At 46.8% G+C, this 17,913-nt stretch carries 19 protein-coding genes; 8 read left to right on the top strand and 11 right to left on the bottom strand.

What is annotated here, in order from left to right; translation table 11 throughout:
* The first annotated feature begins 465 nt into the window (after positions 1 to 465).
* Entirely contained in the window at positions 466 to 1,293 is an 828-nt protein-coding gene (locus tag LLF78_06530; protein ID MCE5202147.1) for an ABC transporter substrate-binding protein, read from the top strand.
* A gap of 115 nt (positions 1,294 to 1,408) precedes the next feature.
* Here LLF78_06530 and LLF78_06525 read toward each other — a convergent pair whose 3' ends face one another.
* Entirely contained in the window at positions 1,409 to 1,756 is a 348-nt protein-coding gene (locus tag LLF78_06525; protein MCE5202146.1) for a cupin domain-containing protein, read from the bottom strand.
* A 389-nt stretch (positions 1,757 to 2,145) separates the two neighbouring features.
* Between LLF78_06525 and LLF78_06520 the strand changes: the two genes are divergently transcribed.
* Together LLF78_06520 and LLF78_06515 are read left to right on the top strand one after the other, a co-directional pair.
* Complete coding sequence (locus LLF78_06520; protein MCE5202145.1) at positions 2,146 to 2,286, top strand: hypothetical protein; 141 nt, start codon at positions 2,146 to 2,148, stop codon at positions 2,284 to 2,286.
* Complete coding sequence (locus LLF78_06515) at positions 2,279 to 3,397, top strand: DUF362 domain-containing protein (protein ID MCE5202144.1); 1,119 nt, start codon at positions 2,279 to 2,281, stop codon at positions 3,395 to 3,397. The genes LLF78_06520 and LLF78_06515 overlap by 8 nt, the downstream gene beginning before the upstream one ends.
* Before the next feature lie 11 nt (positions 3,398 to 3,408).
* Here LLF78_06515 and LLF78_06510 read toward each other — a convergent pair whose 3' ends face one another.
* Positions 3,409 to 3,972 carry a manganese efflux pump MntP family protein gene (locus LLF78_06510; protein ID MCE5202143.1) on the bottom strand — a complete coding sequence of 188 codons (564 nt, stop codon included), beginning with the start codon at positions 3,970 to 3,972 and terminating at the stop codon, positions 3,409 to 3,411.
* Positions 3,969 to 5,090 carry an AI-2E family transporter gene (locus LLF78_06505; GenBank protein ID MCE5202142.1) on the bottom strand — a complete coding sequence of 374 codons (1,122 nt, stop codon included), beginning with the start codon at positions 5,088 to 5,090 and terminating at the stop codon, positions 3,969 to 3,971. The genes LLF78_06510 and LLF78_06505 overlap by 4 nt, the downstream gene beginning before the upstream one ends.
* 69 nt (positions 5,091 to 5,159) lie before the next feature.
* On the opposite strand from LLF78_06505, the gene ftsZ reads away from it, so the two are divergent.
* Both ftsZ and LLF78_06495 read left to right on the top strand, forming a co-directional pair.
* Complete coding sequence (gene ftsZ, locus LLF78_06500) at positions 5,160 to 6,518, top strand: cell division protein FtsZ (GenBank protein ID MCE5202141.1); 1,359 nt, start codon at positions 5,160 to 5,162, stop codon at positions 6,516 to 6,518.
* 260 nt (positions 6,519 to 6,778) lie between these two features.
* On the top strand, positions 6,779 to 7,279 hold the full coding sequence (locus LLF78_06495; protein ID MCE5202140.1) for a hypothetical protein: 501 nt from the start codon (positions 6,779 to 6,781) through the stop codon (positions 7,277 to 7,279).
* Between the two features lie 142 nt (positions 7,280 to 7,421).
* Here LLF78_06495 and LLF78_06490 read toward each other — a convergent pair whose 3' ends face one another.
* From LLF78_06490 to LLF78_06480, 3 genes are all read right to left on the bottom strand, one after another.
* Complete coding sequence (locus LLF78_06490; protein MCE5202139.1) at positions 7,422 to 7,820, bottom strand: hypothetical protein; 399 nt, start codon at positions 7,818 to 7,820, stop codon at positions 7,422 to 7,424.
* A gap of 127 nt (positions 7,821 to 7,947) precedes the next feature.
* Positions 7,948 to 8,610 (bottom strand): YigZ family protein, encoded by a 663-nt coding sequence (locus LLF78_06485; GenBank protein ID MCE5202138.1) that lies wholly within the window; start codon positions 8,608 to 8,610, stop codon positions 7,948 to 7,950.
* Positions 8,595 to 9,095 carry an HIT domain-containing protein gene (locus LLF78_06480; protein ID MCE5202137.1) on the bottom strand — a complete coding sequence of 167 codons (501 nt, stop codon included), beginning with the start codon at positions 9,093 to 9,095 and terminating at the stop codon, positions 8,595 to 8,597. The genes LLF78_06485 and LLF78_06480 overlap by 16 nt, the downstream gene beginning before the upstream one ends.
* 378 nt (positions 9,096 to 9,473) lie before the next feature.
* On the opposite strand from LLF78_06480, the gene LLF78_06475 reads away from it, so the two are divergent.
* Entirely contained in the window at positions 9,474 to 10,172 is a 699-nt protein-coding gene (locus tag LLF78_06475; protein MCE5202136.1) for a lipid-binding SYLF domain-containing protein, read from the top strand.
* A 405-nt stretch (positions 10,173 to 10,577) separates the two neighbouring features.
* Here LLF78_06475 and LLF78_06470 read toward each other — a convergent pair whose 3' ends face one another.
* A complete protein-coding gene (locus tag LLF78_06470) occupies positions 10,578 to 10,934 on the bottom strand; it encodes a hypothetical protein (GenBank protein MCE5202135.1) in 357 nt (118 codons plus the stop codon).
* Positions 10,935 to 11,044: 110 nt separating this feature from the next.
* A complete protein-coding gene (locus LLF78_06465) occupies positions 11,045 to 11,797 on the bottom strand; it encodes a GNAT family N-acetyltransferase (protein MCE5202134.1) in 753 nt (250 codons plus the stop codon).
* Positions 11,798 to 11,919: 122 nt separating this feature from the next.
* Here LLF78_06465 and LLF78_06460 point away from each other — a divergent pair, with 122 nt between their 5' ends.
* Positions 11,920 to 12,369, top strand: a complete 450-nt coding sequence (locus LLF78_06460) for a translation initiation factor (protein ID MCE5202133.1) — start codon at positions 11,920 to 11,922, stop codon at positions 12,367 to 12,369.
* A 209-nt stretch (positions 12,370 to 12,578) separates the two neighbouring features.
* Here the strand turns inward: LLF78_06460 and LLF78_06455 are convergent, their stop codons facing one another.
* Positions 12,579 to 13,499 carry a DMT family transporter gene (locus LLF78_06455; protein ID MCE5202132.1) on the bottom strand — a complete coding sequence of 307 codons (921 nt, stop codon included), beginning with the start codon at positions 13,497 to 13,499 and terminating at the stop codon, positions 12,579 to 12,581.
* 144 nt (positions 13,500 to 13,643) lie between these two features.
* On the opposite strand from LLF78_06455, the gene LLF78_06450 reads away from it, so the two are divergent.
* Positions 13,644 to 15,641, top strand: a complete 1,998-nt coding sequence (locus LLF78_06450) for an FAD-dependent oxidoreductase (GenBank protein ID MCE5202131.1) — start codon at positions 13,644 to 13,646, stop codon at positions 15,639 to 15,641.
* A 103-nt stretch (positions 15,642 to 15,744) separates the two neighbouring features.
* Here LLF78_06450 and LLF78_06445 read toward each other — a convergent pair whose 3' ends face one another.
* Positions 15,745 to 17,469, bottom strand: coding sequence for a thiamine pyrophosphate-binding protein (locus LLF78_06445; protein MCE5202130.1), 1,725 nt, complete (start codon positions 17,467 to 17,469; stop codon positions 15,745 to 15,747).
* A gap of 311 nt (positions 17,470 to 17,780) precedes the next feature.
* Positions 17,781 to 17,903: an FCD domain-containing protein gene (locus LLF78_06440; protein ID MCE5202129.1), complete on the bottom strand. Its 123-nt coding sequence runs from the start codon at positions 17,901 to 17,903 to the stop codon at positions 17,781 to 17,783.
* Positions 17,904 to 17,913 lie beyond the last annotated feature (10 nt).

Here is a 17,913-nt window from a genome sequence, read left to right as displayed (position 1 = left end):
ATGGCATGGACCTCCATATGGTATCGTTTTAGTGTGGCAACTAAATTTTACCAAAAAACGGGGTCCATGCCGCTCTTTTTTGCCGATTATTATTTGAATTGTCAAGGTTCTGTCATATCTTTTTTACTGCGAAGTTTGAGTAATAAACTCAAATTTTTTAAAAAAAGGACTTTTTCAAAGTAATTCTGGTAAATGGCAGGGTAGATAAAAAATTATCCACCGCCGTCATTCCCAAAACATTGAAAAAAAGAGCTTTAACTGCAGATAAAACAAGGTTGACCACAAAATTATCCACAAGAAGTGGATAACGTTGTTCATATCGGAGGTGAAGAAGTGCTCAATAGAGGTGTTATCCCTGTTATATCAAATAAAAAACGTGTCTTGATTTATACCGTATTGTTGATATTTCTGTTTTTCTATAAGCAAACTGCCATGGCGATGGGTCCGGTTAAGTTTCAGGATGATATGAAAAGAAATGTAGAGCTTCCTGCACCTGCAGTAAGGATAGTCTGCCTCAGTGAGGCTCATACAGAGAACCTTGTTGCAATCAGAGGAGTAAGACAGCTTGCAGGAGTTGTTTTTTCAACAGATTCCAGATGGGTTTTTAAAGGTGTTCCAAGGTTGTCAAGAAATCCATCTGCAGAGCAGATAATCGAGCAAAAACCTGACCTTGTCCTGCTTGAAACATCTTGGGCAGAAAAAAATAAAACACTGCTCAAAGAACTGGACATGTCAAAGGTGCCTTATGTTGTACTCAATAGACCTAAATGGGGACAAATGGGGGAATACCTTGACAAACTTGGTGCCCTTTCCGGCCGATCACGCGATGCGGCCCGGGCGTTGATTTTTTCGGAAAAAATTCTACACAGGGCTAAGCTTCGAGCAGACAAGATGGCCATGCCAAGAGTTTTTGTCGTTGCTGCGGCAGATTTTTCGTCCTGTGCCCCTGATTCATGGGGAGCAAAGCTTATAATCGCAGCAGGAGGCGCCCCGATCGTGGGAACCGATTGCATACCCGTAGAGAGGGATCCTCAGTTTGTCTTTTACGGGCCGCAGAGACTTGCCAGGACTGGTAACTTAATAGATGTGATAATCACGCTCACTGATAACGGGCGCGGCATGCCTGCCGTATCAAAAGATGCGATAATGAAAGATCCAAGGTTCAAAAATATACCGGCAGTAAAAAACAGCAGAGTCTGGGAAATGAAAGAGGCTGACCTCATGCTTCCGTCCCTCATAAGGCTCGACTCTTCCTTAGTCACATGTTTCAAGTATATGCAGAAAAAACTTTAACCAGGTTGCTGTTTATATAAACCTGACAGAACATAGCTTCAGCTGATGCAAATGAGCTATGTCCTGTTTGCGCGAAGTCCTTTGCGAGGTCAAGATATTTTTTGAGATCGCCGGACTAGCCCCTTTTAGCTATCGCGGCGCACAGCACGAGCGGATCTTCTCCGATGTTCCTTATTCCATGGGAGTTGCCCCTCCTGCATAGCCGAATGTCACCTACAGAGACCTTTTCCTCAACTCCCTCTTCACAATAGAGTCCGTCTCCCGACATTATGAAATAGACCTCTTCATCATCGGAATGTTTGTGATAGCCAACAGATGCGCATGGGTCAAGCTCAAGCCTTGTTGCCATGACGAAGGCCCCGTTCTGGTCAGGGATAGGAACGGGATAGGTATTTGCGCTGCCCTCTCCGGTTCCGCCAAGTTTATCTTTTTTTATCGGAGCGGATACATTTTTAAGCGTCATTTTCAAACCCCCAATTGTTAAATTTCCATACAGAAGATGACCTGTTCTTCCCCAGTATTATACAGAAAGATCAGATATACGTGAAATTAAAATTGACTGATGATAATCTGCATGTTCAACATTGAGATGTTTTTATCGTCTCGACGACGAGGGACGATGAGTAAAAGAGTATATACTTATTAACCTTTTTTGACTAAAAGAAAATCATGTCTGAGAAATTTTTCTTATATTAATTTTGCATCGATCGAAAAGAAACTTTGAACATTATAATGCGGGCATAATAATTGCTGATTTCGAAAGAAAATATTAAACGAATTATAAGAACAATATATAATGGACCAGTTTAACGAGAGTATGGTCTTTAACTGAAGAAGAAGGAGGGCTGAATTTTGGAAGAAACGGCCAATATTAAGCAGCTCAATGCTGAGATAGAGAAAAACTACGCTGCAATGGCTGAACTGCGCCAAAAAATGTGGAGTGACTATAAAAAGGAAATAGAAGCCGGAAAGGGACATAATGTTTATGGATAAAGCAAAGGTATATTTTACGAACCTGCGGACAACACCGGAACAGACCATTCTCCAGAAGCTCGAAATGCTTATGGAAAAAGCGGGCATTAAAACTATCAGTTTCAAGAAACAATATGTCGCCATAAAGCTCCATCTTGGGGAACCGGGGAATCTCGCATATCTCCGCCCCAACTACTCCCGCGTCGTTGCGGATCTGGTCAGGAAGCTCGGAGGAAAACCGTTTCTTACCGACAGTAATACACTATACGTCGGCAGGAGAAAGGATGCGCTTGAGCATTTGGATGCTGCTTATGAAAATGGCTATAACCCTTTTTGTACTGGCTGTCAGGTTATAATCGCAGACGGACTTAAGGGTTCCGACGAGGTGCTTGTACCTGTTTCAGGCGGGGAGTATATAAAGGAAGCAAAAATAGGCCGTGCGATAATGGATGCAGATATAGTGATATCATTGACGCATTTTAAGGGGCATGAACTGACGGGCTTTGGCGGCGCTGTTAAGAACATCGGAATGGGATCAGGATCACGAGGCGGTAAAATGGAGATGCACAGCAAGGGCAAGCCGAAGATCAGCACTAGAAAGTGCATGGCGTGCGGCCGGTGCATAAAGAACTGCGCACAGGACGCAATCAGCCTGGGAAACAATGGTAAGGCTGTTGTGGACAGATCGCGCTGTGTCGGATGCGGGCGCTGCCTTTCGCTTTGTCCGTTTGATGCTATTCTTTTTGCGAGCAGTGAATCTAACGAAATTCTCTGCAAAAAAATGGCGGAGTATGCAAAAGCGGTACTGGAGGGCAGACCGCACTTTCATGTAAGTTTTGTCGTTGATGTCTCCCCTTTCTGCGACTGTCACGTTGAAAATGACCTTCCCATTGTTCCGGATATTGGCATATTCGCGTCATTTGACCCTGTTGCCATAGACCAGGCTTGTGCGGATGCTGTCAGAAAGGCGCCTGTTATCGCCGGAAGTTTTTTAGCTGAAAAGACCCCTGTCGGACATGGGGAGGATGACTACTTCCACGTCATGCATCCGGATACCCATTGGCAGACGACGCTTGAACATTGTGAAAAGATTGGCATCGGAACGAGGATATATGAATTGATAGAGGTGTAGAGTAAGTGCGGTCAGCTGACCGCACTTACAATTATCTTCGCTGCAATAAGAAACAGGACCGCGCCGCCAAAATATTCGGCGCGGTCTCCCGTTTTTTTGCCAAGTTTTCTTCCAGCAAGTGCTCCGAACAGAGAGAGAAAAAACGTGATCATTCCTGCTGTGATGGCGAGTTCAGCTGCCATTCCGCCGGTGCTGCTGATTGAGTATCCCACTGCCAGTGCGTCTAAAGACGTAGCGAAGGCGAGAATGACGATGTTTTTGAAATTTATTATCATGCAGGAATTGGTTTTGTCCGCACCCAAATATGCCTCTTTAACCATTTTGAATGCAACCCAGAGGATAAGTGAAGCCGCGATCCATGGAGTCATGCCGTCAAAAAATCCGGAAATATGCTTGGCTATCCACGAGCCAAAGAGGGGCATGATAAACTGGAAGAAACCAAAGGCTCCGCCGAGAGAAAACGCCTGCCGCAGCTTAAGACTGCCATGACATAAACCAAGACATATAGAAACAGAAAATGCATCCATGGCAAGAGATGCAGCCGTTGCAATAAGCTGAGTATGTTCAGAAATCATTCCAGACTGCCATCCGCCCTCTTGAGCCAGCGGTTCCGGTATATATCAAAAACGAGAGTGAAGAGCACAAGCACGAGCGGCCCAAGAAATATCCCAAGAAACCCCCATTTTGCCACACCGCCGAAGAGCCCGAGGATTATAAGAAGGGTCGGGATATCTTCACCCCTGCTGCCGCCGCTGATCAGAAGCGGGCGCAGCAGATTATCTATAGTGCCAACTATTGCAGTTCCCCAGACCAGAAGGATAATTCCATTTTTGATATCTCCTGTAAGCAGGAGGTACAGGCCGCCAGGAACCCAGACAACTGCGGTGCCTGCTGGAAACACCCCGAAGAAAAACATAAGCATGCCGAAGAAAGCCGGACTTCCGAGCCCCACGAACCACCAGCCAAGGCCTCCAAGAAGCGCCTGTATAGCGACAGTGAGGAGTATTCCGTATATTATGGAATGAAGAAGCTTCCCCGCCCTGGAAAAGAAGAACTCTTTCTCGTCCGCGGAGAGCGGGGTGACGCTTTTGATATATTCAACGAGAGCTTCTCCGTCGCGGATGAAGAAGAATGACACCATAAGAGTGACCATTGAATGGAACAGAAAAGAGGAAATACCTTGAATAAGCTGTCCTGATGTTTTTGTCAACAAATTTCCTATCCATTCGGCTGTCTTCCGGACGACAGTCGTGATCGCCTCCGAATTGTTTAAGAAAGAGCGGACGTATTCAGCAGCCCATTGCGGCAGCCAAGACGGTATAAACGCCGCAACATTTTTTGTCTCGCCTATCTCCATTTTTGAAAGAAAGCGGCTTATATCTAATCCAAATCCTGTAACTTCACTTCCAAGCGAGGTGAGAACAACAAGGATCGGGACAAGGAATACTACCGCAAGCAGAATGAGCGTGACCCCGGCAGATACGCTGCGTGTTTTTCCTCCCATTAAAGCGCTGATGCGCCTGAAAACAGGAGTGGCGATGAATGAGAGCATCCCCGCCCAGATCACGGCTGTCATAAGCGGTTGCATTGCCTGCCATGCAAGAAGAGCGAAAATTGCAAGGAACAGTATAAAGGGGCCGCGGTTATCCTTGGATTCGATGTTTTGAAGGACATGTTTTATGTTTTTGTCCACCCGTAACCCTCCTCTGATGCTATAATACAGCAAGTAGTATACATCAATTGCATAGAGAGGTGAACAACATTGGGCCCAGAAGCAGCAAGTCTTTATTATCCGGGATCGGAAGAAATCAGCAAGCCTTCAGAAAATGAAATCCCCGTTATCCAAACAAAACCACAGGCGGGCCGCAGAGAAGTCATCAAAATTATCGCGGTCGGAGGCGGCGGGGGCAATGCTCTTAATCACATTATAAGCAAGGGCCTTGAGGGTGTGGATCTATTGGCCGTCAATACGGATGTCCGCAGTCTTGAAATGTCTCTTTCAGATAATAAAATCGTTCTCGGCGAAAAAATTACAAAAGGACTTGGTGCCGGAGCTCTGCCGGAAGTAGGGGAAATGTCGGCAAAAGAATCTATATCCGAAATAAGAGAATATCTTAAGGGTTCCGACATGGTATATCTTGCAGCTGGCATGGGCGGCGGCACAGGTACCGGAGCCCTGCCCATAATTGCAGCAGCAGCGAAAGAGATGGGTATCCTCACTGTTGCGGTCGTGACAAAGCCTTTCTCGTTTGAAGGACCAAGGCGCAGGCGCTATGCGGAAGAGGGCATCAAAAAGCTCCGTTCATGTGTTGACGCACTTATCGTTGTTCCAAACGACAGACTTCTCGAAATATGCCGCAAAGAGACTCCGCTCAGCGAATCATTTTCAATGGCGGATGAAGTACTTCGTCAGGCTGTGCATGGGGTTACGGATCTTGTTACGCGTCCGGGGCTTGTCAACGTTGACTTTGCCGACCTCAGGGCCGTAATGAAACAGGCAGGCTCTGCCGTTATGGGTGTAGGAAGCGCATCCGGTGAGGAAAGGATTGCCAAGGCGCTCAAACAGGCGATTGAAAGCCCTCTCATGGAGTGTTCCATGAAGGGTGCAAAGGGAGTCCTCATGAACATAACATGCGGGGAAGACCTTGGTCTCTATGAGATCCAGCAGGCCGCAGCATATATAGAAAATATCATCTCAGAAGACGCTACTTTTGTCTGGGGCTGTGTCGAAGACGATCATCTTGACGGAGCAGCAGAGATCGTGATAGTTGCAACAGGATTTGACGATGACGCATCGACCGGCTGCGCCGCTGTTGCTGCTGCTAAAATACAATCGCAGACAGTCCTTTCTTCAAAACAGGCGCAGGTAATTATAAAAAGTGCCGGGGAAATGACACGCGTTTCCGGCCCCGATCCTGTTTTTGAAACGAACGAAGCCGTACAGCCTGAAACAGTCGCCGTACAGCAGCCGGAATCATTTGCGCCGGCATGGCTCAGGGAGAAAGAGGAAACTACCCAAAAGACCTCGCCTAACCTACAGCAAAAATCATTCCAGGATCTTTACGATGTTCCGACATATGTGAGACAAAACAGAAAACCAAGGAACCCAGAGACATTCTAGCGTTCAACGTCCTTTTGAGAGCAGGAAGGGAGCTGTGTGCCATAACAGGCATGCGGCTTTTTTTTGTATGAACGAATCGTATTTTACACGCGGCAAATATATGCATAATAAGGTTAATATAGATCAATTGCTATGAACTCTTTTATTGTCATGATTATTATTTCAGGACAAACTTTCGCAAAGGAAAATCCACTCGAATGATATAATCTACCTGTTCCGCATAGGATAAACAGCGGGACCCAAAATTGGGAGGAATGGAAATGTCTGTCAACGCAAGTGCGGAATTTGATTATGAAATCTGCAACAACAGAATTAAACCTATAGCAGAGGCATTGATAAAGAAGTATGAAGAGCTCCGCCATATAGATCCTGACAAGATCCTCTTCATAGTAAACCACAAGAGCGCAGGCAGCAAAAAACAAATGGTCCTGGCAAAAACGAGCAGGATATCGCCCAAATGGACGGAAATCCTCTACCAGCTTGGTGCTTGTTCTTATTTCTATATGGTCGAATTTTATGAAAAAACGACAGCCGCTATGGACGAAAGCCAGATGGTTGCGCTCATATACAGGGAGCTGCGCCGTATAGGACCGGAGGGTGAAATACTTACCCCCGACATCCATGACTGGTGGCAGGTGCTCATGGGGCTTGGCCGTCATTGGTTCTACCCGGACAATACATGTCCGAACCTACTGGATGATAATGTTGACTGGAAAAAACTGATGGGGAAATATTACGAAGAGATCCATACTTCAGAATAGGAAAACGTATTCCAGATCGTAGGCAAAAAGATATAAAACAAGTCTTGGAAGACAGCCGGAAAAAAATACAGGTGAACGCATACCACCGCGTCCACCTGTATAGTGGTTCCAGAGTGCCGCGCAACGCGAGGCCGCGGCGCTATCAGGTACTAAGGCATATTTGCTCATATTCCGGTGTGCCCCCGCTGTTGTGTGTGATGCTGAATATCTCTGTGATCGGAAGCTTTTTCCAGATAGTTTCTATGCCTGATCCATAGACGATCTTCATATCATAAAAACCGAAAAGAGAGCTGCGGGATATATCAAGTTTCCGTTTTTCCCTTTTTTTAAGAGGCTTATCTCCAAGGAGGTTCTCCGACCAGTTTTCCGTTCCGATCCGCAAGATATAAATTCCCTTGATTACAAATTCGGAATCGTTGATAAATAGAAGTGCTTCCTCATCCGGTATGCCGCTGTCTGTTGTGCTGCTTTCTGCGGAGCAGGCCTGCGGGGTGGCCAAAAAAAACAGTAAGGCCAACAATATTAAGCTCTTTTTTAACATAGTAAACGCCCCTTCCGTTGCATTCACATATCTTATATTTTTATCCAGTGCATGGATAAAAAGGGGAAGTGTTTTTCTCTGTCTATCCCACCAAGGCAATATAAAATTCTGTACGGCCGCAGTCACCTTATGTCCATTTTTCACGAACCAGGATCTTCTCGTCCCACTTTAGTTCAGCCAGAAACCCACGGGCCTTCATTTCATCAAGGGCCGGAGATATCTCTTTGCGCATGGAGCAGGGGACTTCGAGTTTTATTTTGACTGCTTCTCCATATAAAGTGTTCTGACGGTCATCGCCAAAGCCCCACTTCCTCAGTGTTGTTGTGATGGTCTTTGAATAGTCATATCCACAACTTATCTCCAGCGCATTGTTAAGCTCCATCTCCACAGTTCCTGCCTCTGTCACTGCAAGCTCCGCCGCCTGGCCGTATGCATCTATGAGGCCGCGAACGCCCAGCTTGATTCCGCCAAAGTAACGTGTCACGACAATTAATGTGTTGTCCAGAGAATGTCTTTTAATAGTGCCAAGAATCGGGTGCCCCGCAGTCCCTGCGGGCTCTCCTGCATCGGAGCAGTGTTCAAGCGGCTGGTCAATGCCGACACGATACGCCCAGCAGTGGTGATTTGCCTTGGGATATAGGGCTGAAACTCCCTTAATAAGCTCTGTGGCCTCATCTGCCGAAAGCGCAATGCGGATAGAGCCGATAAAGCGCGATCGTTTTACGGTAAGTTCTACGTCAGCATCATTGCGGGGTGCTGTAAAAACAAAGAGCCTTACTGTTTCTGCCATGCTTTTTCAAGGTGCCTCAGTGTTGAAAGCAGCGCTTCTGATATGACACGCACCTCGCCGATCACGGGCATGAAGTTTGTATCGCCGTTCCAGCGCGGGACTATGTGCATGTGCAGATGCTGGTCGATCCCGGCGCCGGCAACTTTACCCAGATTCATCCCAAGATTGAAGCCATGTGGGTTCATTACTTCCGTCAGGACATTGTGTGCCTTCTGACATAGCGACATCATCTCTATGATCTCATCCTGCCTCAATCCCGGCAAGTCCGCGGTGTGGCGATATGGCACGACCATAAGATGTCCAGGATTGTATGGGAACGCATTCAAGATGACAAAACAGGTCTTGCCGCGATGAAGGATGAGATTTTTTTCATCATCATCGAGCTTTGGAAAATCGCAGAAAATACAGCCCGTTCCTTTTGTCTCATTGTCGTCTGAATTGGATGTGATGTATTCCATGCGCCACGGAGCGAAAATTCTGTCCATTGATGCCCCCACCTTTTAAAAGACCGAGTTTAGGCAATAAAAGCCTTGAAATATAACACGAATAATTCCCTTAAGGAGAAAGTTGCTATTTAGATACCGAGTCTAACTTAATTGTATCCTATAATTCAGATGTGTCCAATATAGATTTTTACAAGATATTATTAAAAAGCTTTGCTATAACCGGATCCTATTTTTAGATTTTTGCTATTTTGGACAGCAGTGGGTTTATCCTATGCATTTCCTTATATAGTTGTGTAGGGTTACTAGATTATAAAACTATCAGCATTTTTACGCTTTATATCATGAATTTACAATGTATAATAATTCAAAATATTTAAAATTATAAAAAATATTTAACCACAAGGAGTGGATGTTACAATGAACAGGCATTTAAAATTTGTTGTTTCTATGCTGGTAATGTCGATGTTTATTCTTTTTGCCGGAACGGCGTTTGCCGAGAAGGCACATGAAAGACGAATAAGGCTGGCGACAGAACTTATTCGTGATATGACGGCTCAGGATGACGTGGAGACCATGGCTTCGGTAGTAAAGTCAAGCAAGGGGATTGCGATATTCCCAGCCGTTACGAAAGCTGGTTTTGGTATAGGCGGTCAGACGGGAGAAGGATTGGTCTTTCTGCGCAGTCCTGACGGAACATGGAAGGGACCTGCGTTTATGGGTATTTCCGGTGCCTCGATAGGACTTCAGATCGGAGTGCAGTCTATAGGACTTGTTCTGGTCATCACAAATGAAGAGGGGCTCCATGCTTTTACAGGAGGAAACAGCTTCAAGCTTGGCGCTGATGTCTCGATAGCGGCAGGTCCTGTGGGACGAAGCGCCTCTGCCGGGACAAACGCTCCCATGAAGGCCTCCATCTATAGCTATTCGATGACGAAGGGGCTCTTTGCAGGAGTTTCAGTCGGGGGCAGTGTCATCAACCAGAACAGAGATGCGAACCGTGCATACTGGGGACGCGATATGTCTACAAAAGCAGCCCTGAAAAGGTCGGCGAATGATAAACGCGTAAAGCCGCTCATAGCCGAACTTAAAAAGCTCATCAACAAAGCGCCGAAATAGATCTTACTTGTAATTAGAAAAAAGAAGGGGCTGCACCCGTACGGGTGCAGCCCCTTCTTTTTGGGCGCTTTAAAACGCCCCGCTCCGGCTTCTCCTAAGAGTCTGCCAGACTTAACGCCGCCGTGTAACTGAAACTGCGATGACTTGGACCTAAAAACTTGGAGCTATGTTTCTTGGTTGCTGGTGATCGTTATAATCAATTGCTATCGACGGACGGGGCGACTTACAAGCAAAGGATAGTCTGAAAAACTAAAACTGTCATCAGTAGTGTGACTCAAGCTACTGAATAAAAATTCCAGTAAATGTTCCTATCAGTAAATAAAATGAGAGTCTGCAATATTCTCTTCTAATCCCCATACATGGACAAACTCTTTTACGGCGTGGGGATCATAATTATTGTTAATATCATTTCTCGTCGTCGCATAGCCTGCCGCAGCCGTCACTGTTTTTGCGGTCAGAAGGAGACGGAGTCGCGGCGTTGATCCTATTACCATGTTTACAGCCCCCGCCCTCCATCATAAGATCATATATTGGGACGTATATAGCAAGCAGGGTTTCTGCATTCTCCTTACATCCATGACCCAGCGGATTATGTTTGGAGCATTCATTATCCGGACAAAGCGGGACGATTTTCTTTAAGGTATCCAGGTCTCGAGCACCAGCGACTATAGCGTTGAGTACCATATTCTTTGTAACCTTCGTTGAAGCGCAGACAGGATAGTTGCTTGGAGCATCCCTCCAGAATTTGTCAATGTCCGCCATTTTGTAATATCTCCCTTCATTCACTGTGGTCTGACCCAATCGTTTGATTCTGAATATATCATAAATCACCATTCTGAGTAAAAAAATAATGCTTTTAGCAGGCTAAAAAATTACAAATCGTCTGATATTGAACGCATCGGCACATCTGCAAGTGCAGTGAAACCAAAATCAATATAGAAGGGGAGCCCCTCCTCTGTTGCAAGCAACACAAACTCATCTGAAAACTGCCGGGCTTGCTGAACAAGCTCCTTCATATGTCTGCGGGCGAGGCCGCGCCTTCTGAAAGCAGGCAGGGTCGCGAAGTAGTACAGGCCGCAAGCGCTTGCGCTGCTATGAAGCAGTGCTGCCGAGGCAGGGCGGTCTTCCGTCATCAGTAAAAATAGTCTGTTATCCCGCTGCCTGTTGAGATAATCAGCAAAAAGGCAATATTCATCCGGAACTGAAATGTCTCCGCCAAACCCCTCCCATACTGTCGACGCCCAGTCAGATACCATTTCGTCCGAAACCGAAACGATATCATTGTCGCGCTCCCATTCTCCAGCCACAGCCGGATTGAGCGACATTGCAGTGTAGCGGCGCCGTACTGAAAGACCGGCTGAATCCAGCGAGGCGGAGAAAGATGGGCTAAAGTCATAGAGCTGGGGAACGACGAAAGGAAGCTCTTTCTCCTTAAAGAAATCCAAAACTTTTGAAAGCTCGTCAACGGTGGCGCGCGGAGTGAAAATAGCATAATTTTCTCCCGCGTAAGGCAGTCCGGTCGCAGCCGCAAGTGAGCCTGACAGCAGTTCAAGAACCTGACCGTTTCCGCCTATCATATTGGCAAAAGAGAAGAGGTTTTCAGTAAAAGCATCCAGCTTGCACATGTTATCAGCTCCGTAAAGTTTATAATTTGTAGTGAAACGCAGACCAACACATCTTTTGCGTTTAGTTGTTCAGTGTTTCCTTAAGCATTTAGCATAGTATAACAAAATGGGGGTGTTTGGGTGTGACGAAGCCAAAGAAGATAAAAAAAATAAAATCGGGAGACGGTTTCAGTTTAGGGGAAGACGGCGGGCCGCTGAGCGTATCACTTGGTGTGCTGCTTGAGAAAGAGTCGGAAAAAGAGAAAAACGTAATTGATCGGCATGGTTCTTTGACCTCTGAAGATACAGGAGAAAAGAGAGTCCCTCCGTCAGAAGTCGGCCATATTTCAAAACTCAGCAAGGTTTCACTGCAGCGGCGTACAGCCGGGTGCGGCGGAAAGACAGTAACTCTTGTGACGATACCTAAGGACGCAGCGATAGATCTTGAAGCTCTTGCCAAAGAAATGAGGAAAGGGCTTGGATGCGGCTCCAAAGTAGAAAAAGGGGGCATCTTTCTGCAAGGGGACATTGTTGAAAGAGTGGAGGATTGGTTTTTAAAAAGAGGAGTCAAAAAAATCATAAAAGGTAATTAGACGAAGTATGGAGGTTTTTGCAAGATTAAAAGAGTAAGATACCTTTGATATTTATTGACATACGGCAGGAGATAAAAAATACCGCGATATAAAATCGCGGCAAATAAAAGTGTCTATAAAATAAAAGGATGATCCCGGAGGTGATTGTATCCTTAGGTTATCACGTCCTGAGGGGCTGACACTTCTCGTCTTCATATCTGCCAGATCGGTTATTTTCTGTTCACAAGCCAGACCCCGCTTAGTATCATAGCGCCGCCTATAAAAAGCCATATCGTGAAGCGCTCGCCAATTAGGAAATAGGCAATGATCACACCGGCTATAGGCTGAATGAATTGGAACACTACAACTTTTGCGACTGGAAACGCCGCAAGGGCCTGAAACCAGAAAAGGTATGCCAGCGCAGAGGAAAAAGCGCCAAGAAATACCAGTGCGGACCAGGTCCCCAATGTAAAGGAAGGGATAACCGAAAAATCACTGCCGATAGTATATACAAAAATTGTCGCTGAGATAAGGGAAAAGAACATCTCCCAGAATATTACAAAAGCAGGGGGCAGATCCGTTTTGAGTGCCCCACGCGAAATAACGAGGAATACAGCCCAGTTCAGGACGGAAAATAGCATTATCATGTCACCGGTACTGCCGAAACTGCCGGTTGTCGCAGTTCTCCTTGTGCCGAGGCCGATAACAAGCAGGACGCCTATCGCAGAGAATATGAGTCCGAATATGCCTGTTTTGGATATTTTTTCTTTTAGGAAAATCCTGCTGAGGATCGCGACAAGAGCCGGAGACGCTATCATCATCCAGTTTGCGTTGGCGGCTCCGGCAGTCTTCATCGCATAGCTCTGTATGGCCTGGTGAAAGAAAATCCCCTGGAAACCCATGAGGAAAAGGGGCAAGGCTTCTGATTTCGTAGGCAGGCGAAGTGAACCTTCAAGACATATGCCCACAAACAGTACGGGCATGCCTATAACCAGGCGCAGCCAAAGTATCAACATCGGCTCAGCCTGGGCGAGAGCCAGCTTTGTCGCCGCAAAGCTGCCACCCCATATCGTGACGGTGGTGAGGATCATCGCATAGTCAATAGGGCGGACTGATTTTTGTGTAAGGGTGTTGGGCGATGTAGTGGACATCTGTTGGATCATGCCTCCAGAACAGCTTATTTTTCAATAGATTATAACCCATATTACTTCGCTTATTGATAAATTATCGGGTAAAGGGTATATAATCTGAAGGTTTGATTTCAGAGAATAAGTTTTCTTCATGGAGGCAATGTTTTGAGAAAAAAATTTGTTGCTGCAATTTTTATAATTTCTTTGTTTGTCTTATCCCCTGTTGGTGGTCAGGCCATTGCAGAAGAGGCAGAGCCTTACGACATTGTTGTTGTCGGAGCCGGGACGGGCGGATGTGCCGCAGCTATACAGGCAGCCAGGATGGGGATGTCGGTGGCTCTCGTAGAGCAGTCCGACTGGGTCGGAGGACAGATGACCGGTGCCGCAGTAAGTACTATGGATGATAAGACAATGACACGGACCGGAATCTATCTTGAATTTATCAATAGGGTACGTGACTTCTACTCTGCATGGGGAAAAAACGTCAACGTCTGCTACTGGGGAAGCGACACAATTGCTTTTGAGCCATGGGTAGGGCAGAAAATACTGCTGGAGATGCTCGGCGAAACAGGACATGTTAAAGTGATCCTCAAAGCTAAACTTCTATCGGTTAAAAAATCAGGCAACAAAGTTGTTTCGGCTGTTTTTGACGCTGACGGCAAGAATATCAGGTTAAACGCCAAGATATTTATAGATGCCACAGAGTGCGGTGATTTCATCCCGATGACAGGTGCACGTTACCGTGCCGGAAACAGTGTCTCCCCGAAGATAGACAAAGAGGGCATAATCCAGGATATTACTTATACTGCAGTCATTAAGCGATATCCGGGAGGACTTCCTCCGGAACTTAAGGTTTCGGTGCCGCCGCCCGGCTACACAGAATATCTTTTTAAATTCAGGGCTATAATCAGAAAGGACGGGAATACCTGGCCCGGAGAATATCCCTTTGACGTACCGACCCACAACGCCTACCGCGCAATGCCGGACTTGGCAAGCAGGGCTGTTATTGACGGCGGAGATCCGACAACATGGCCATTGGTAACAAAAACTGCAATAAACTGGGCAAATGATTATCCGGGTAAGGACAGCGGCGTACCCGGCCTTTCAGTAGAATTCCTTGAGAGCCGAAATTATCGCCTTTACTCAGAACGCATGGCTATGGCCAAGACCCTGGCGTTCATTTATTACATGCAGCATGAGCTTGGTATGTCCGACTGGTCTGTAGATGACAGGCAGGGCTATGGCGGCTGGTTCAGCAATAACTGGCAGGAGTGGAAGGAGATGCCGGAGCGTTATGCTCCCATCCTTAAGCACTTTCCGCCATTCCCATATGTGCGTGAGAGCAGAAGGATCATCGGCATCACAACGATGACGGTTGATGATATCAGAAAAGACCCGATACTCAAGAGGACCGTTAAGAACATCCCTGACAGCGTTGCACTGGGCGAATATCCAATAGATATTCATGGCAACCACGATACGAAATATTTAGACAAAGATCTCGGTGAAACGGCTGAAAAGATCCCCAATGACGGGCAGGGCGAGGGAGGTCTTTTTCAGATACCTTTCGGTGTCCTGATACCAGAAAAGGTAAACGGACTTCTTGCTGCAGAGAAGAATATCTCCGTTTCGCGCGTAGTTAACGGGACAACGCGCCTCCAGCCTGTCACTATGCTTACGGGACAGGCTGCCGGAGTGATAGCCGCACTGGCGGTTCAACAAAAGGTACAGCCGCGTGCTCTACGCCCTCTCGATGTACAGAGTGAACTGTTGAGGGCTAAGGCGCGCCTCTCCCTTTACCGTTTTGAGGATGTACCGGAATATTCGGTATCATGGCCCGGAGTGGAAGCTTCAACTCTGTACGGCTACATGGATCCACGCGCAGAAACGAACTTCGGTGTATATGAGGAAATGCACTGGGTCGAGATAAGGGATGCCTTCCGCAGAGCCTTCGGCATCAGAGATTTTCCAAAAAGGGATATGCAGGAACCGGTGCGGGTAGATGAATTTTCAGAATGGCTCAAAGAGCTTTACAAAAAAGACCTCAAAAGATATGAGGATGTGATAGATGAACTTACGGGCACAAAGGTGCTGACAAAGGGCAAACTGGCCTCCACTGTGTTCAGCATAATGAAAGTCTCCCCGGCGGTAAACAAGAAATAGCGGAGGGAAGCGAAATATCCTTCCCTCTGCTATATTTTTGCAGGGTTTCTGATTTCTTGATCCAGTTTTCTTATAGTTGCAAAAAAAATTTTTTATTGGTATTTTAATAAATCATCTCATCTGGATCCGCTGTTCCAGATCCTGTCCAGCCTGGGACCGGAGGGATCTGCCTGTCTTCAGGAGTGACGGGAACGTCGATGAGACATGGGCTGTCTTCTGCGAGGCACTTAGTAAAGATCCTCTTAAAATCGGAGAGTTTATCAGCGCGGAATCCCTTGAACCCCAAAGATTCTGCAAATTTAACGTAATCAACATTGGAAAAGTCGGTAAACTGAGAATACCATGGCGTAAGTTTCTCTCCTGTCTGGACATACTCAGTTCCCCTTATCCAGCCGAATGTCTGGTTGTTGAAGAGGATATAAATGATTTTGAGCCCCAGACGCGCCGCTGTCTCAAGTTCCCCGGCACAGAATCCGAAACTCCCATCGCCGACCAGGCCTATTACCGGCGTGTTCTGTGATACCCCGAATCTTGCCCCGATTGCAGCAGGTATCGCATACCCCAGCGCGCCCATTGAAAAATTATAGGCGGTGCGCCGCCCCGCTTTTTCAAGGCGCATGAAGCCTGCTGAATAAACCGCCGAGGTTCCCGGGTCTACGGCAAAAAATGCATTGTCCGGAACGATCTTTTCTATAGTCCGAACCAGTGAGAGCGGGTGGATGTTATCCCCCTCCATGGTCATAAGCGCCTGGAGCTTTTTCTCATGTACGGCTCTTTCTCTTGCGACACGTGCCACCCAGTCTTTGCGGCACGGAGTTTTTTTATTATCAAGAGCGGAGATAAGGCCCCTCAGCGTTTCGCGGGCATCGCCGAAAAGGGGCAGCGCATTGTAATTATTGCCAAGCTCGCGCTCGGACGTGTCTATCTGGATGAAAACCTGGCCTGATTTGGGGTTTGGGATACTCCAGCTGTCCGTGGATGCAGAATCCGTACTTGAGCCGACAAAGAGGACGAGATCTGCGTCCATTATGATATCGTTTCCCCATTTTCGTCCGCCGCGTGCTCCGATCACGCCGAGCGACAGAGGATGGTTTTCTGGAATTGCCCCCTTTGCATTGATGCTGCTGCCCATTGGCATATTCTGTTTTTCTGATATGGATTGTACCTCGCGCCAGGCGCCTGAATGCACGACCCCCTGTCCGCATATCATGACAGGACATTCTGCCTTGGCGATGAGATCTGCCGCCATGGCAATATCCTCCTGCGCCGCGGTGCTCCGACAGCCGGGAAAGGTTGCATAACGCGGCTGTGCGTAAACCTCGCTGTCTGGTACCTCGCTGTCGAATATGTCGCTCGGTATCCTGATATGAACAGGCCCCGGCCTGCCTGTAGTCGCAGTTCTAAAGGCACGGCGGAAGAGATGCGGAAGCTCCTCAGGTCTGTTTACAGTATAACTGTCCTTTGTGATACTCTTGAAGAGTGCTGTCTGGTCGCAGCCGGTCAGCATATTGTTCGTGCCGAATTTGAGCGGTATATCCGAAGTTATACAGATAAGCGGCACACATGACTGGAATGCTTCTGTGACGCCAGGTATCATGTGTGTGCACCCTACGCTCGGTCCCTCGCACACCCCCACCTTTCCGGATGATTTTGCATAGGCATCAGCCATAAAAACTGAGCTGCGCTCATCACGGCAAAGGTGGTAATGTATATCAGGATAATCCTTCCAGGCACGGTAGAGACTCAAAGTTGTCTCGCCTGGGAGGCCAAAGATGTCTGTAACTCGATATCCCCTCAGCATTTCCAATGCTGCTCTGCCTGAATTCATTGAAATTACTCCCTTCAGCTAAACACATGGCTCATCATAAATGATTTGTTTTTTCAGTTTAAGATTACAGGAAAATGCCGCATTGGTCAAGGCTTATTTTTGAAAGCAGGCAAATATTATTTCATAAAACATTTAAAACACTTGCTAATACAATAAGAATAACCTTACCACACCTCTATTATGAGAATATTTGACATCACATGTCCATTTCATTATAATGATGCCATTAGCTACTCTTTGATGATGAATGAGGGAGGGATATTTTATGAGTAAAAAGCGGATTGTAATTGCCGGCGGGGGGTGGTAAGGGATTATTCTGTTTTTTCAACACTCTGCATAAGATTATCAAGATGGCGGCGCATAGTAAGTTTGGCCATATCGGCATCCCTCTGTTCTATTGCCTCAAAAATTTTTCTGTGCTCGGTGTTATAGATATGTCCGGTT

It is taken from the genome of Synergistaceae bacterium (assembly GCA_021372895.1).
Classification (GTDB): Bacteria; Synergistota; Synergistia; order Synergistales; family Synergistaceae; genus JAJFTP01.
Note: the sequence above shows the minus strand (reverse complement) of the source record. Positions and strands in the feature narration are given on the sequence as shown.